The 16,071-nt window shown below is 39.2% G+C and carries 12 protein-coding genes and 1 riboswitch; of the genes, 4 read left to right on the top strand and 8 right to left on the bottom strand.

The window, feature by feature from the left end; all coding sequences use genetic code 11:
* Nucleotides 1–2: 2 nt before the first annotated feature.
* From BN1243_RS20585 to BN1243_RS20565, 5 genes are all read right to left on the bottom strand, one after another.
* Nucleotides 3–1,136, bottom strand: a complete 1,134-nt coding sequence (locus BN1243_RS20585; RefSeq protein WP_062109993.1) for an ABC transporter substrate-binding protein — start codon at nt 1,134–1,136, stop codon at nt 3–5.
* Between the two features lie 32 nt (nt 1,137–1,168).
* Nucleotides 1,169–1,570, bottom strand: a complete 402-nt coding sequence (locus tag BN1243_RS20580) for a PaaI family thioesterase (protein WP_062109992.1) — start codon at nt 1,568–1,570, stop codon at nt 1,169–1,171.
* Nucleotides 1,567–3,114 carry a class I adenylate-forming enzyme family protein gene (locus BN1243_RS20575; protein ID WP_062109991.1) on the bottom strand — a complete coding sequence of 516 codons (1,548 nt, stop codon included), beginning with the start codon at nt 3,112–3,114 and terminating at the stop codon, nt 1,567–1,569. The genes BN1243_RS20580 and BN1243_RS20575 overlap by 4 nt, the downstream gene beginning before the upstream one ends.
* Before the next feature lie 67 nt (nt 3,115–3,181).
* Nucleotides 3,182–4,159: a zinc-binding dehydrogenase gene (locus BN1243_RS20570; RefSeq protein WP_062109989.1), complete on the bottom strand. Its 978-nt coding sequence runs from the start codon at nt 4,157–4,159 to the stop codon at nt 3,182–3,184.
* A gap of 134 nt (nt 4,160–4,293) precedes the next feature.
* Nucleotides 4,294–5,112, bottom strand: coding sequence for a VOC family protein (locus BN1243_RS20565; protein ID WP_062109988.1), 819 nt, complete (start codon nt 5,110–5,112; stop codon nt 4,294–4,296).
* A gap of 270 nt (nt 5,113–5,382) precedes the next feature.
* Between BN1243_RS20565 and BN1243_RS20560 the strand changes: the two genes are divergently transcribed.
* Nucleotides 5,383–7,404, top strand: coding sequence for a prolyl oligopeptidase family serine peptidase (locus BN1243_RS20560; protein WP_062109987.1), 2,022 nt, complete (start codon nt 5,383–5,385; stop codon nt 7,402–7,404).
* 141 nt (nt 7,405–7,545) lie between these two features.
* On the opposite strand, the gene BN1243_RS20555 is transcribed toward BN1243_RS20560, so the two are convergent.
* Together BN1243_RS20555 and BN1243_RS20550 are read right to left on the bottom strand one after the other, a co-directional pair.
* Nucleotides 7,546–8,697, bottom strand: coding sequence for an exo-beta-N-acetylmuramidase NamZ family protein (locus BN1243_RS20555; protein ID WP_062109986.1), 1,152 nt, complete (start codon nt 8,695–8,697; stop codon nt 7,546–7,548).
* A gap of 94 nt (nt 8,698–8,791) precedes the next feature.
* On the bottom strand, nt 8,792–10,144 hold the full coding sequence (locus BN1243_RS20550; RefSeq protein WP_062109984.1) for an ABC transporter substrate-binding protein: 1,353 nt from the start codon (nt 10,142–10,144) through the stop codon (nt 8,792–8,794).
* 622 nt (nt 10,145–10,766) lie between these two features.
* Between BN1243_RS20550 and BN1243_RS20545 the strand changes: the two genes are divergently transcribed.
* Nucleotides 10,767–12,194, top strand: a complete 1,428-nt coding sequence (locus tag BN1243_RS20545) for an FAD-binding protein (protein ID WP_062109983.1) — start codon at nt 10,767–10,769, stop codon at nt 12,192–12,194.
* Nucleotides 12,191–12,727 (top strand): MFS transporter, encoded by a 537-nt coding sequence (locus tag BN1243_RS20540; protein ID WP_062109982.1) that lies wholly within the window; start codon nt 12,191–12,193, stop codon nt 12,725–12,727. The genes BN1243_RS20545 and BN1243_RS20540 overlap by 4 nt, the downstream gene beginning before the upstream one ends.
* A gap of 108 nt (nt 12,728–12,835) precedes the next feature.
* Nucleotides 12,836–12,937, bottom strand: a riboswitch (purine riboswitch).
* A 17-nt stretch (nt 12,938–12,954) separates the two neighbouring features.
* On the opposite strand, the gene guaC is transcribed toward BN1243_RS20540, so the two are convergent.
* Nucleotides 12,955–13,938: a GMP reductase gene (guaC, locus tag BN1243_RS20535; RefSeq protein WP_062109981.1), complete on the bottom strand. Its 984-nt coding sequence runs from the start codon at nt 13,936–13,938 to the stop codon at nt 12,955–12,957.
* 384 nt (nt 13,939–14,322) lie between these two features.
* On the opposite strand from guaC, the gene BN1243_RS20530 reads away from it, so the two are divergent.
* The gene (locus tag BN1243_RS20530; RefSeq protein ID WP_062109979.1) at nt 14,323–15,942 is read left to right on the top strand and encodes an ABC-F family ATP-binding cassette domain-containing protein; all 1,620 of its coding nucleotides are present in this window, start codon (nt 14,323–14,325) and stop codon (nt 15,940–15,942) included.
* The last annotated feature ends 129 nt before the right edge of the window (nt 15,943–16,071 follow it).

The raw sequence follows: 16,071 nt of genomic DNA, 5'->3' as shown, positions 1-16,071 counted from the left end.
CCCTATTGAACCAATTCAAATTTGCCGTTTTTTACAACAAGATTATAATAGGGTTTATTCACATCATCACGATTTTCATTAAACTGAACAACCCCCGTTACAACAGGAAAATCGTAAATATCTGCCATCGCATCACGGATTCCCTCTCGTGTTGTTCCGCCGTTTTTAATCCCTTCTAACAAAATCGTTGTTGCATCGTAAGCTAGAGCATTGAAATAGCTAGGCTCCTTGCCGAATTTCTCTTTGAAGTCGGCAACAAATTTCTGAATCAATTCCCCCTCAGCTGTCGGAACGAATAGGGAGTTTAAATATACCCCCTCAACTACATCTCCACCTGCTAAGAAGCCATCAGAATTAAAAGTTGTTGTTCCCATAATATCCACATCAATCCCTAGTTCCTTAGCTTGTTTTATAATGAGAATCCCCTCTGTATAAAGACTTCCTAAGAAAAGCAAATCAGGTTCAGAATCCTTTACTTTTGTTAAGGCCGCTGTGTAGTCAATCGCTTCCCCCGGCGGATAGGATTCATACACGGAGATATTTGCACCGTATTCTTCCGCAAACTGTTTGAAATATTGGGCATTAGCTTTTCCCCAATCTGAGTTCACATAAAGGACAGCAATATTCTTTTTCTCTAGTTGGTTGACAGCAAAATCAGCAAGGTTTTTCCCTTCCAAAATTTGCGTAGTCGAGCTTCGGAATACCCATTCTGTATCAGGACTTGTCAAATCAGGGTGGGAAGCCGTTGCAATAATGTATGGAAGCTCGTTACGGTTATAAATCGGAATTCCCGCAAATGCTGTTGAAGAACTCCAGTGCCCCATCACCGCTTTAATGTCTTTATTGGAAGCAAAGCTCTGTGCAACAGAAGCGGCTTCCTTTGGTTCATTTTTATCGTCTCCAAATACGATTTCCACCTGTTTCCCTTCATAGCCACCACTCTTATTAAATAGCTCTACAGCTAACTCTGACCCCTCTTTGAAGTCTCGTCCGTATTCGGCTCCTCCACCAGTCAAGGGGCCGGCAACTCCGATTTTAATGACATCATTTGAACTAGCAGATTCTGACCCACAGGCTGCTAAAAGAAGGACCATAAACCCGATGAATATATATATAATTTTACTTCTTTGAGACATTCGCTTCCCCCACCTTTCCTTTTTTCGTTCAATCATGCTGTACTATAAACACCACGACCTATAGCGATTTCCTTACCAGCTTCATTGCGCACGACTACATCACTCACTCCCAAAGTGCGACCACATTTTACTACTTTAGCTTCAGCGACTAAATTTTCCTTCCGCGCAGCACGTAAGTAATCCACTCTGAGGTCAATAGTCGGAATTCCTTTTCCAACCTTAGTAATTAAGGCAAAATCACCAGCCACATCGATTAAAGAAGAAATAATTCCTCCATGAATATAACTATCATTTTCATCCGCAAGAAATTCCTCTTTAAAAGGAAGCTTGATCTTCACATAACCGTCTTCTACACTTTCCAACGATAACCCTAAAAATTGGTGATATTTTGACACTACCAATAACTCTTCTAATCTCTCATATGAAATATTCATGGAATCCTCCTCGTGTTATGCTCATTTAAGAGGTTCTTCAACTGCCCTTTATCAATTTTCCCCGTTCCACCTAACGGCATTTCATTAATGAAAAATACCAATCTCGGATGGGCATAAGCAGGGCCATTTTCAATAAAAAACCGCTTAATCTCCTCTTCTGTCGTCGCCTCATATCCTTGAACTTTTTTTATAAAAGCAACAGGTGCTTCCCCTTTAACGGAATGTTTTGTACGAATGACACATACATCTTCAACTGCATCATGCTTCAGGAGTACTTGCTCAATTTCCTTTGGATAGGCATTTTCTCCACCAATGTTAATCATGTCGTCGGTGCGACCAATGATATATCCATAACCGTCCTCATCTAAGTAAGCAAGATCACCCGTTTTCAGCCAGCCACCTTTGAATTTGACATCAGTTAACTCGGGCCGATTCCAGTACCCTTTTACAACACCTGGATTTTTCACCCATAATTCTCCGATTTCATTTGCAGGTAACTCCTGATTTTTATCGAGATCCACTATCTGCACTTCGCAACCTGGAATTGGAAGCCCAGATGACCCTTGTTTATGAGTTCCCCATCTCGGGGTAGCAAACACTTGTGGCCCACCTTCCGTTAACCCATAGGCCTCCATAATTTTAATATCAAAGGTTCTCTTTAAAGCCTCCAATAGTTCAATCGGAACCTCCGAAGAACCACAAACAATGAACTGTAAAGAGCTCACATCATAGTGTGTTAAGCTTTGATAGGCTGCAAGAATCATTTTGAACATGGCAGGAACACCTGTTGTATACGTACACTTATACTGATCGATCGAGGCGATCACATCTTCAGGGTCAAAATCAGGACGGATCACGATCGACGCTCCTACCATCAAGCATGGCTTCACTGCATTAATCATGGCATTTTTATGATAAAGAGGGACAGCAACGAGTGCCCGATCCTCTCGATCTAGCAAATAGCACTTTGCTGTTGTATAGGCATTCCACCATTGTCCATGATGGGTAAGCATACATCCCTTCGGCTTTCCCGTCGAACCAGAAGTGTACGGTAAGAAGCAAAGATCATCATCTTCGACGTGTACCGTTTCCAATTCAGTACTTGCCTTTTCCCTCAAATCTTCATAGGTGTTTTCCTGATGGTGCCCTCCTGCTTGAATGAAGCAGGGACCATCCCCCGTTTGAAGCCTCTGGGCCTTATCTAGCAAACTTTCTTTATAAACAACTAGCTTTGCCCCACTATCCGTTAAAATGTAGGACAGTACCTCAATGGAAAGTTTAATATTAAGGGGCACTGGTACAGCCCCTATTCTCATTAATCCGAAGCAGATTTCAATAAAAGAAACATCATTCGGAAAAAGCAAGGCGACTCGATCACCTTTTACTATTCCAAGACTTTTAAAAACATTGCCTGCTCGCTTAATCCGCTCGTCAAGCTCTTTGTATGTCAATTGTTCGTGTTTACCGATAACAGCAAGCTTATGAGGCGTAAAAGTAACAGCCTCATGTAGTAAATCACCTAAATTTCCCGACGCTGGTCGCAATGTTTACACTCCTTTATCCCGCATTAACTGGCTGTAAGACCCCCACTGATTGAAGTTTCACTTTATCTCAAGGGATCATTATAATTTTTCCGAAAATTTCTCGTTCTTCGATTAATCGGTGTGCTTCTTGAATTTCCTCAATAGGCATGACACGGTCAATAATAGGAATGATCTTTTTCTCATCAACAAGCTTGAGCAGTGTTTCTAAATCTTCTCGTTCCCAACCATTAGACCCGAGAATAGCCATCTCTCGTACCCATACGTAGCGCAAATCGGTAACAGCTTCAAAGCCCGTTGTAGCTCCACATGTAAGAATGCGCCCACCTTTTTTACAAGCTTTGATACTTTTCGGCCAAGTTTCTTTCCCGGTATAATCGACAATCACGTCAGCACCTTGTTTCCCAGTGAGCACCCACGTCTCTCTTGAAAAATCGCTTGTATTATAATTAATCAGGTGGTCAGCACCTAATTCTTTTAGTTTTTCTAATTTCCCATCGGATCCTGCAGCCGCAATCACCGTTGCACCAGCAAGCTTTGCTATTTGAACCGCGGCTGTTCCAACCCCGCCACTTGCTCCAAGTATCAAAATTGTTTCCCCTTCTTGAAGCTTCCCACGCGTCATGAGCATTCGCCAGGCAGTACCATAAGCAATTGGAAGTGAGGCAGCTGCTTCAAAACTAGTATTATCGTGAATAGGGATACAGTTTTTCGCAGGAACAGCGACATATTCTGCCAACCCGCCTGTCATATCTTCCCCCAATGCTTTTCCGTTAATCAATGGATCAATGACAATACGATCCCCAACAGCTAGATGAGTTACATCTGGACCTACTTTATCTATAACCCCGGCGACATCGCCACCCGAAATATGAGGCATTTCCAGTTTATGGCCAGGCATACCGCGACGCACAAAAATATCTAAATGATTCAAACCAACAGCTTTTACATTAATAAGAACTTCGTCCGCTTTAATCTCTGGAGTAGGATGTTCCGCAACAACTACATTACTTCTATCTCCATGCTTTAAAATAAGTGCCGCTTTCATTAATAATCTTCCCCTTTGTCTATTTTTTTCTGATAGCCTTGAACAATCCCAATTTAGAAAACAACTATTATAATTCCTATCACAGTAGATTGATTGTGTTTCAACCAATCCAATGGAATAAGAAGTGAAAACCATTATTCAAAATTCCAAAAACAGTTTCCAGTTTGAATGGAATCAGCTTGTCCAGTATCTGTTAATTGAACAAAGAACGGAACTTCTCCCCTCGTTTGCAGTACCTCTTGAACGATCCCTTGCCCTGTAGGTTCACAAAAAAGAAGCCTAGTTCCCGTAACGATCAGCACTTGACAGCGGGCTTGAAGAGTTTCATTGAAAAAAACTTCAGAACAATGTAATCCAAATAACTGTGACCATTGTTTCACTGTGTCACCTAAATCATGAACAGCAAAACCAACGTGAGAAAAAGTTGGTGATCCATTTCCAATAGCATGTTGCCCAGTGAACTGGTTAGCCTGAAGCTCTTCAAGTCGCTCCTCATCTGATTGATCCCATTGGATAATGAACGGATAAACAAGTTTAGAATCATAGGAGTTTTCTGGAAATAAAAGTGACCATTTGATTATTTTCCCGTCCTTTTTCGTCCGTTCCCCTGGATATGGTCCATATACTTGGATCCCTTTTTCTCTTAAATAGTAGGCTGATTTTTCAATATCGTCGGTTCGAAGTGCGACTCGAAGGGGACCTTCTTCTCCCTTTTTCAGCATGTTAGCAGTTTGAGCTATTAAGCGATTTTCATTTTCTCTGGTCGCAATCTCCCAATTATCAATTCCGAGAAACTCAATATAACTAAGTCCGAAGTAACTTAGAGAATTATAAGACCCCCACCTTTCATGACGTCCCCCTCCAATTATATGTAACCCTAACGGTTCAAAGGCTGAAACAAGTCGCTCCGGCTCCTTTGCAACATAAACTAGATGATCAAATCTAAACTCCATAAATATCCTCCAATATTTCATTCTCCAAAATAATGGGAATTTTTACATCATTAAAGAACATTATACCTATTAATTCCTATAAGTAAAGTATGGATTGATATTTTTTATAAAATTTAGTATTTATGCTTGCTGTCATCTTTATTAACATGGTCATTACATTTCTTTTATATTTGTATGTTGGAAAGTTTCAAAATATCATTTTAAGTTTTTTAAAAAAAGGAGAAAATAGTAGTATAGTAGAATCAATATGATCAAGGAGGGGATGAATAGATGGTACTAGCGAGAAAAGATGATATTGTTGAAGATTTTCATGGAACAAAAGTTGCTGATCCATATCGTTGGTTAGAGGATCCAACATCAGAAGAAACGAAGGAATGGGTTAAAGCGATAGGGGAACACCGAAATTCCTATTTCGCGAAATCCGAAACAAGCGATGCAGATAAAAAAAGGTTAGAAGAATTGTGGGATTATCCGAAGGTCAGTGTTCCCAAAAAAGTGAAGGGTCGCTTATTTTATTCAAAAAATAGCGGATTACAGAATCAACCTGTTTTATATGTAAAAGATGGGGATGAAGAGGTCGTCCTTATTGATCCGAATACACTTAGCGAAGATGGAACCGTTGCCATGACGAGTACTTCTATCAGCCATAATGCCGAATGTATCGCATATGCGACTTCAACGCACGGCAGTGATTGGCAGGAAATACACGTTAGAAACGTTCAGACAAAAAAAGATGAAGCTGACCATATTCAGCATGTAAAGTTTACAAATATTGCGTGGGCGCCAGATGATAGCGGTTTCTTTTACAGCCGTTTTCCAGACCCCGATACGATTAGTAAAGAAGATGAAGGCAAGCATCATACAGTGTATTTTCATAAACTTGGGACACCGCAAGCGGAAGATGAGTTAATTTATGCGAGGCCTGATCATAAAGAATTAATGTTTTCCCCCATGATCAGCCATGATGATCAATATCTTATTTTACATGTGTCACTAGGGACTGCATCAGAAAATCGTCTGTACATTAAGCCGCTTCATTCCAACGGGGAAATGATTCGCCTTTTGGATGAACAAGATGCAAGCTATACATATGTGACGAATGAAGGAAGTACTTTTTATTTCCAAACGAATTTAGATGCCCCAAATGGGAAAATGATTAAAATTGATGTTGATCAGCCAGCACGTGAACATTGGGAAGATGTCGTCCCTGAAAAAAGTGATGTTCTATACTCGTATTTATATATAAATGGAAGATTCGTGATCGCCTACTTGCATGATGCTCATTGTCAACTACATGTATATGAACAAGATGGGACGTACTCCCATGAAATCGAGCTCCCAGTGATCGGTTCACTAGCGGGAATGACACGTAGTAAAGAAGATAATGACATTTACTTTGGAGTTACCTCCTATGTTAACCCAACAACGATCTATCGATATAATATGGATGAGAAAAAGTTGAATTTGCATTATCAAACAGAGATACCTGTTGATACGAGCCAATTTGAGACGAAGCAAGTGTTTTATCCTTCAAAAGATGGAACAAAGGTGCCGATGTTTATTTCCCATAAAAAGGGTATTCAGTTAGATGGTGAGAATCCAGTCATCCTTTACGGATATGGCGGCTTTAATATCAGTTTAACACCAGCTTACAGTCCGACGATGATCCGCTGGATGGAAAAAGGCGGCATTTACGCGGTGGCCAATCTCCGCGGTGGAAATGAGTACGGAGAAGAATGGCATAAGGCAGGTATGTTAGAAAAGAAACAGAACGTTTTTGATGACTTTATTGCTGCTGCCGAGTGGCTCATTGACAATAAGTATACTAGGAAAGAAAAGCTAGCGATCATGGGCGGATCCAATGGCGGGCTCCTTGTTGCTGCATGTATGGTGCAACGCCCTGATTTATTTGGTGCGGTTCTCTGTCAAGTCCCTGTCATTGATATGCTTCGGTATCATAAATTCACTATCGGACATTACTGGATTCCTGAATACGGCAACGCGGAATTACCGGAACACTTTCCGTTTTTATATACCTATTCGCCATTGCACAATGTGAAAGAAGGACAAAAATACCCACCTATTCTTATTGCAACAGCAGATAGCGATGACCGTGTTGTTCCAGCGCATGCGAAAAAATTTGCGGCCACCTTACTTGAAAAAGCTGACAAAAATAGCACCGTCATCCTTCGTCTCGAAGAGAAAGCAGGCCACGGTGCCGGGAAGCCAACATCTAAAGTCATGAATGAATGGGTCGACTATTTTACATTTTTAGATAAAGAATTGCGTTAACAAAAGTGCCGGATACTAAAAACTATTGTTAGTATCTGGCACTATTTCTGATTTTCTGTTTTTGCTAAGAATATCTCTCCTGTAACTAACATTTTTCACAATCCCCCATCCACAATGAATGGTTTGTTTACACTTCTGAAATTAAGAATACAAATGATAACGAGAACTGATTGTTTGAAATTGTTCCGCCTCTTCCAAAAACTTTTCCCATAGCATATCGACCGTTTCATTTAGCACATGCTTCCGTACTTGATTCGTGCGCGATAAGTTATCTAGAGAATATCTGCCATGCACATTTTGTAAAAATTGTATATTTCCTGGTGCTGCTTTCACAATTTCCTCAATGAGAACAAGTCCAGCGTCAAGTGGTTCAAATGTATGCCGATCCGTTACATGTAATTGCACACCTGCACATAATTTTCCGGCATGTTTTTGTTTAGCAGGAATAAATGTAGTGGGACGAGCAAGCACTCCGGATAATGCTCGGTCATTAAATGCTTTCGCTAACGTATTTGCTTTTAAAAACGGGGCGCCGATATACTCAAATGGAAAGGCTGTCCCTCTTCCTTCTGATACATTCAAGCCCTCGATCAAACATGTCCCTGGATAGAGCAGACACATATTTAAACCAGTTGTATTCGGTGATGGAGGAACCCAAATACGACCTGTATCATCAAAATACATGTCTCGTTTCCAACCATCCATAGTGATTACTTCTACATCACACTTTAAACCGTATTCGTGAACAAACAAAAGAGCAAGCTCTCCAATAGTCAGACCATGACGATTCGGAATACGAAGCCGATCACGAAACGCGGAAGGTCCTTTCAAATTTAGATAGTTTCCTTCCACTCGACCCCCTGAAATCGGATTAGGCCGATCAAGAATAATCATCGGAAGCCCATGTTCACCACATGCTTCCATTACCTGAGCCATCGTATATATGTATGTATAATAGCGAGAGCCGACATCTTGCAAGTCAAAAACGATAAGATCTAATTCATTAAGAATGTCAGGTGACGGTTTCCTCTCCTTTCCATACAAACTATATACAGGCAAGCCAGTTTGTGCATCAGTAAATGAATCGATCGGCTTTCCTTCATCTTCATCTCCCCGGATTCCATGTTCCGGTGCAAATAACGCCCGTAAATCAAGCTCTTTATCTTCATAAAATAGATCGATGGTTGACCGAAGTAGATGATCGACACCCGTTGTATTCGTTACCAATCCAATCCGTTTTCCTTCGACTCGTTTTCGTTCATCTGTTAAAAGGACTTCAACTCCTATTCTCAATTCTATCTCCCCCCTAGCCATTTATTTCGATTATGAACTTTTAATAATTCCCCCTGCCTGCGAAAAGGACGCAAACAGGGGGAGCGAAATACTATTATTCAGTTTCCTGTGCTTTTCGAATATTTTCCTCTGTCTTTTCTGTCATAATTCTTAAGAATGTATTGACATCTGTATCCAATGAAGCGAATTCCTGTACGCCTCGATATAAAGCATTATATTGCAAACCGGCATACTCGCTAACTTCTTCAATAGGAAGTCCAGGGTTTCTTTCCATAATAAAGATAGACTGAAGATTTTTATCCTCTAACCCCTCAATTTCAGAAGCAATTGTCTCTTGAATTTCCGGATTATCCAACACAGTTGTACGCCCTAAATTTCGAGAGGCCCACTCTTGGTACTCATCAGATAAGAAATATTCTAATACTTCATAAACCGCATCTTGATGTTCAGTCGTTCTAGAAGGGAACACATAGTAAGCATCAGGTGGTGTGATCATATTTGGTTGATCATCCCAAACCGGCATTGTCACCATATCCCAATTTAAGCCCTGTTCTTCATAAGCCTTTGCATTTGGAAAACGATCCCAAGCAATGGTCATTGCGACATCATGGTCACTAAAGAAATTTGCTCCCCAACGATATAAGTAATCTCCGGGATCTTCTTCTGGCAACATACCAGGTATGGACCATAAGCTTTCCAAGTAGCTAACATATTCAGCATAAATCGGTTCCTTTACAAACAACACTTCATTTGTTTCTGGATCAATATGTGTCACTTGACGCTGATCTAACATCATTTGCGGTGAATTAATGTCAAAACCACGATACATCTTCCCATTCTTTTCCCCTGTTACCTTAGCGGCGAGATCCCTTACCTCATTCCACGTCATATGGTCCTTTGGATATTCAACTCCAAATATATCAAAAATATCTTTGTTGTAATAAAGGCTGTCCGCCCCCTGATAGAGTGGAACCATATACATTTGTTTATCGCGCACTTGGTTGCGAACAAACTGTTCAATTTTAGGGTTTACGCGACTCCAATCATAATTATTTTTTTCAAATAACTCGTCGAGTCCCCAATCCATCTCATATTGTTGCATAATCCTTAACTGAGCTGCCCCAGATCCAACCCACATATCCGGAACAATCCCTTTTGACAATAGTTCCTCTACTTGCTCCGCGAGCCCAATATTCGCCTCTACCCATTCCAATTTAATATGCGGTAAAGCTTTTTCTACGGGGTCTTTATAATGTTCAATAAAAGCCTCTTCTCCCCATCCATAAGCAAACTTCAAAGTCACTTCCTCTGGTCCTTCGGCTTGCTCTTGGTCCTCCCCTTTCTCATTGCCTGTATCCTTTTGATTACTTTCTTTGCTGTTACAAGCAACAAGCAAGCTACAAAGTAAAATGATTAGACCCAGCATCCACCATTTCTGTTTCAACATCTCCTTACCTCCCTTAATTTTGTTTCTATTGTTTAAATAAAATTCAAACCAAAGATAGTAAGTTAGCTTGCGATATTCAAATCATAATACATTAATTACATTGGAATAATCGGATAAAATATCGCCAAAAAACTAATGTTCCTTCACTTGGCAAATGCCACCCACTTCTTTTACTCCTTATTAAAACGGGATGGAAATTCTCCTTGTTAGTAACATACTTGTCAAAAGCCCATTGCAAACGCTGTCATTTTTATCGGGATTTTTATAGATTTCGGTAATCTAAAGTGAAGTGAAATCAGCTAGTTTCTATCAATCTAGCAAAATGACATTTATTACCACAATTCCATTGCCTATAAGACTAACATAAGTAAAATGATAATTCAATAAATTATTTATTTTTGTGTAATTTCCTTTTATAAAATCAACTTGCAGCCACCCGATCCAAAAAGAAATAATAAATCTTTATCCACTACTTCCTTCTTAATTTTTGCACGGTATTCTCCTGGACTATAGGACTTGACATTGGAAGAATAGTTCTTTGAAAAGGTTATTGTAGGAAATGGTTGATAAAGCTATACTAAATTAAATTACCTTTCATTACGTAAAATTTGGAGAGATTTTTTTGAAAAAAAGTATACTGATTATTACCATTTTGTACGGATTAGGATTATCAACTTCCCTTTGGTTTTACAATCATAAACCATTGATCATAAAAGATGTCGGTCAGTTACTACCAACTAAAATAAAAGAAGTTCATAGCTTTACAAGTGAATCGGAATTGCAAAGTTGGGTGAAAGAAGCCATCGATAATGAAGAGAAAATCTCTGTAGCTGGAATGCAGCATAGTCAAGGGGGACATACTTATTATCCAAATGGTATGTTAATAGATATGAAGAGTTATAATAAAATCCTTGATTATAACGAAAAGGAGAGAACGATTACAGTTCAAAGTGGCGCTACATGGGAAGATATCCAAACTAAAATTAATCCAGACCACCTGGCACTTCGTGTGATGCAATCACAAAATATCTTTACCGTGGGCGGGTCCATTAGTGTTAATGCTCATGGGAGAGATATTCGTTACGGTTCGCTCATTGATACAGTCGAATCTTTCCGACTGCTCACTTCTGAAGGTGATATTATCAATGTCAGTCGAACTGAAAATAGTCAACTATTTCCATTAGTCATTGGCGGTTATGGTCTATTCGGAATTATTCTAGATGTCACTTTCCATTTGACCGATGATGAACTCTACCAAATTCGCTCAAAATCTATCAATTATGAAGATTATCCTGATTATTTTCTAAATGAGGTTAAACAAAATAAAGATATCCGCATGCATATTGCTAGATTATCAGTAGCACCAGAAACAATGTTGCAAGATATGTTTGTCACTGATTATGAATTGGCCGAGGAACACGATCTACTTTCAAGTTATTCGAAATTAAAGGGAGATGCACTTGCTTCACCGCAAAAATTCATGCTCGGGCTATCACGCTACAGTGACTGGGGAAAGGATCTTCTATGGAATGTGCAAGAAAAATTTTATGTTGGTCAAGACGGCAACTACATTACGCGTAACAATGCGATGCGAACCGACAGTAAATTTATGGAGTATGATCATCCAACAAAAACAGAGACATTGCAAGAATATTTTGTCCCAATTGATGAGTTCACCAACTATCTGGATGATTTACGGACTGTCCTTGAAAAAGAAGAGTTAAATCTACTAAATATTACGGTCCGTTATGTAAATAAGGATGCAGAAGCTGTATTGTCCTATGCAAAAGAGGATATGTTTGCGCTAGTTTTGCTAATCAACCAAGGCAAGAGCAAAAAGGACATTCAAAAAACGGAACAGGTTATCCAGAAGATGATTGATGTCACTTTAGAACATAATGGCTCCTACTATTTACCATATTATCCGTACCCTACACAAGCTCAAATGGATGAAGCCTACCCACGTAACAAGGAGTTTTTTCAGTTAAAAAAACAATTTGATCCGAATGAAGTATTCATGAATCTATTTTACAAGGAGTATAGCAAATGAATTTCCGTAAATTTCTTATTGCCCAAAGCATCCTTATCACCGCAAGTAGTATCGTCTTCCCTTTTTATCTATTATTAATAAAAAACATTGGAGATAGTTACTCTCAATTTGGTTGGGCATATGGCTTGTTTACCTTAACTGCAGCTCTCTCCTACCCAATCATTGGGCGATTAGGTGATCGGTTTGGCGATAAAAATATGCTTCTTGTTTATACTTTAGGAATGGCAGCTACAATGTTGCTGATCCCACTTCTTATTCATGTCTGGCAAGTTTACGTAATCCAGATCGTCATGGGGATTCTCGGCGCCATTCAAAAAAATACAGAAAAAGCCTTCCTAGCTCGCGACAAAGATGTTCAGTCAGCCGGTAAAAGAATTGGGAATTATCATCTCCATATATCACTTTGGAGTGGGATAGGAATTATCGCAACCGGTTACCTCATTGATTTCTTAACCGTTGCTTCCTTATTTTATTTAATTTCTTTTGTTTATATTATTGCTTCTTTTGTAATTGTTAAGAGGGAGAGGATATAACACATTAGTTTGATGAATAGAGGGATGTCATACTCATTCGATCTATACAAGGGAACTGTTAAGGACGGTAAGTAAAACCGTAGAAAACAAAACTTTTTCATACATAATTTCGCTTTTGTCATTCCTCATAGTCAAACTATTTACGGCAGTTTGGTAGAAACATTTGGACCATATTTCCAAACCTATATGAAGAATATATGAGAGGTATTTATCCTTAAGGTTACGAATTAATAAACTTTATCGCCGTTAAAAATAGAATTTTTCACAACAACGTAGTCGACGTTGCGGATGGCGCTTAATTTATTACCACCTGCATACGAGATGGAGGATTGTAGATCTTGCTCCATTTCAGTTAAAGTTTCTTGAAGCGGACCTTTGTACTCTACATACATTTTCTTACCTTCAACATTTTTCTTTTCGCCTTTTTGGAATTCGGAGGCTGATCCGAAATATTCTTTATAAAGCTTGCCTTCTTTTTCTATTGTTTCACCTGGTGATTCGTCATGCCCAGCAAATAATGAACCGATCATAACCATTGTGGCACCAAAGCGTACAGACTTAGCAATGTCGCCATGAGTACGGATTCCGCCATCAGCAATAACTGGCTTGCTCGCAGCCTTTGCACACCAGCGAAGTGCAGCCAATTGCCAACCGCCAGTACCAAAACCAGTCTTTATTTTTGTAATACATACCTTACCAGGACCAATACCAACTTTCGTTGCATCCGCTCCTGCATTTTCTAATTCCCTAACTGCCTCTGGAGTTCCAACATTCCCTGCGATTACAAAGCTCTCAGGTAAATACTTTTTAATATGCTTAATCATTTCAATTACAGCATTAGAATGTCCATGGGCAATATCAATCGTTATATATTCAGGCGTCAACCCAGCACTAGCAAGTTGCTGAACGAACTCATATTCTTCGGATTTCACACCAACACTAATGGAAGCATACAAGCCACGGTTTTGCATGTCCTTAACAAAGTCGATCCGAGACTCTGGGACAAAACGATGCATAATATAGAAGTAACCATTTTCTGCTAGATAAAGAGCTACCTTTTCATCAATAATTGTTTGCATATTGGCCGGCACTACTGGCAATCTAAAAGTACGCTCACCTAAAGTAACGCTTGTATCACACTCAGCACGACTATCTACTACACATTTCGCCGGAATGAGCTGTATATCTTCATAATCAAATACGTTATCCATAACTCACACTCCTAAATACGAATATTAATATCATTTTTTTATACATCATTCGTACATTTGTTAATTTACAATACAATCCTGCTCATGTCAATCACATTTTTTCATGTTTTCTCAATACCTATGGGAGTTGGATTCTAACATATTATTTCTAGTTATCTCTTCAACACGGAAACATACTAGCTTTTTAAAAAATAAAAGGAAAATCCGAATGATCCATTTTCAAACTAATTCCCCCTAAGACACCTAAAGTTGATCTTCCATATTCCCGAACATTTTAGAATCTTTCTAAACACAATTACCGGAAATCACAGCGAGATCATTGACTTACTTACTTAAATCGCATAAGCTTGCTGTGTCAATCAATTTTTGGAGGATTATGCATTTATGCTAACTGTTAATAATGTAAGTTTACAATATGGTGATCGAAAATTATTTGAAGATGTCAACATTAAATTTACCCCAGGCAATTGCTATGGGTTAATTGGTGCGAATGGAGCCGGAAAATCAACGTTTCTTAAGATTCTTTCTGGTGACATTGATGCTCAAACAGGAAATGTCAGCCTCGGTCCAAATGAACGTCTTGCTGTTTTAAGGCAAAACCATTTTGAATATGAGGACTATGAAGTACTTGAAGTTGTGATCATGGGGCATGTCCGACTTTATGAAATCATGAAAGAAAAAGATGCCATTTATATGAAAGCAGACTTTTCCGATGAAGATGGAATCAAAGCAGCCGAACTTGAAGGCGAATTTGCTGAATTGAATGGATGGGAAGCAGAATCGAATGCTGCTGTTCTTTTAAAAGGTCTTGGCATCAATGAAGATCTTCATGCTAAAAAAATGGCTGAGCTTACTGGTAGTGAAAAGGTGAAAGTGCTTCTCGCACAGGCCCTTTTCGGTAATCCGGATATTTTGCTTCTTGACGAGCCTACGAACCACCTTGATTTAAAAGCGATTCAGTGGCTAGAAGAATTTCTCATGAACTTTGAAAATACGGTCATCGTCGTTTCCCATGATCGTCATTTTTTAAATAGAGTTTGTACTCACATTGCTGATCTTGATTTCGGTAAAATTGAAATTTACGTTGGGAATTATGACTTCTGGTATGAGTCTAGTCAACTCGCAACGAAATTGGCTCAAGACCGCAATGCAAAAAAAGAAGCTCAAATCGAAGAATTGAAGAAATTTATTGCCCGATTTAGCGCGAATGCGGCGAAATCAAAACAAGCGACATCCCGTAAGAAATTATTGGATAAAATTACACCTGAAGATATAAAACCTTCTTCCCGCCGCTATCCTTATATTGCTTTTACACTAGGACGTGAAATCGGGAACGATCTACTAACCGTAAAGGACTTATCTAAAACTATTGATGGTGTTAAAGTGCTTGATCGTGTTAGCTTCACCATGAATAAGGATGACAAAATTGCGCTTGTTGGAAATAACGAAATCGCAAAAACAACCTTATTTAAAATTTTGACGGGTGAAATGGAACCTGATGAAGGGGAATTCAAATGGGGTGTGACAACCTCACAATCCTACTTTCCAAAGGATAACGCGGAATATTTTGAAGGCAGTCAACTTCCTCTTGTCGATTGGTTGCGTCAATACTCACCAATCGATCAGACGGAAAGCTTTTTAAGAGGATTTCTCGGAAGAATGCTCTTCTCAGGCGAAGAAGCGTTAAAAAAGGCCAATGTTCTTTCAGGGGGAGAAAAAGTCCGCTGCATGCTTTCGAAAATGATGCTTACAGAGGCCAATGTCCTTCTACTTGATGAGCCAACGAACCACCTTGATTTAGAGTCGATCACAGCGTTAAATAATGGGTTAATTAAATTTAAAGGCTCGATTATTTTTGCTTCTCACGACTACCAATTTATACAGTCGATTGCCAACCGCATTATCGAAATTACACCGAATGGTTTGATCGATAAACAAATGGCGTACAATGAATATCTTGAAGATGAGAAATTACAAAAACAAGTAGCTGAAATGTACGCTTAACCAAACTATGCCAGGAACTAAATTGTGTTAGTTCCTGGCATTTGTTTTAGCAATAAAATGAAGCTACCCCTACAGATTAGTGCACTATGGTCATTATTTAATCTTCCCTAAGTACATATTCATTTCCAT

The organism is Bacillus niameyensis (assembly GCF_001375535.1).
GTDB classification, from domain to species: Bacteria; Bacillota; Bacilli; order Bacillales; family Bacillaceae_C; genus Lederbergia; species Lederbergia niameyensis.
This window is presented reverse-complemented; position numbering and strand designations above follow the sequence as displayed.

Excerpts from the sequence above, each read along its gene's own strand:
- BN1243_RS20585 (WP_062109993.1), bottom strand. The coding sequence starts at position 1,136 with ATGTCTCAAAGAAGTAAAATTATATATATATTCATCGGGTTTATGGTC.
- BN1243_RS20580 (WP_062109992.1), bottom strand. The coding sequence starts at position 1,570 with ATGAATATTTCATATGAGAGATTAGAAGAGTTATTGGTAGTGTCAAAA.
- BN1243_RS20570 (WP_062109989.1), bottom strand. The coding sequence starts at position 4,159 with ATGAAAGCGGCACTTATTTTAAAGCATGGAGATAGAAGTAATGTAGTT.
- BN1243_RS20565 (WP_062109988.1), bottom strand. The coding sequence starts at position 5,112 with ATGGAGTTTAGATTTGATCATCTAGTTTATGTTGCAAAGGAGCCGGAG.
- BN1243_RS20560 (WP_062109987.1), top strand. The coding sequence starts at position 5,383 with ATGGTACTAGCGAGAAAAGATGATATTGTTGAAGATTTTCATGGAACA.
- BN1243_RS20550 (WP_062109984.1), bottom strand. The coding sequence starts at position 10,144 with ATGTTGAAACAGAAATGGTGGATGCTGGGTCTAATCATTTTACTTTGT.
- BN1243_RS20540 (WP_062109982.1), top strand. The coding sequence starts at position 12,191 with ATGAATTTCCGTAAATTTCTTATTGCCCAAAGCATCCTTATCACCGCA.
- guaC (WP_062109981.1), bottom strand. The coding sequence starts at position 13,938 with ATGGATAACGTATTTGATTATGAAGATATACAGCTCATTCCGGCGAAA.
- BN1243_RS20530 (WP_062109979.1), top strand. The coding sequence starts at position 14,323 with ATGCTAACTGTTAATAATGTAAGTTTACAATATGGTGATCGAAAATTA.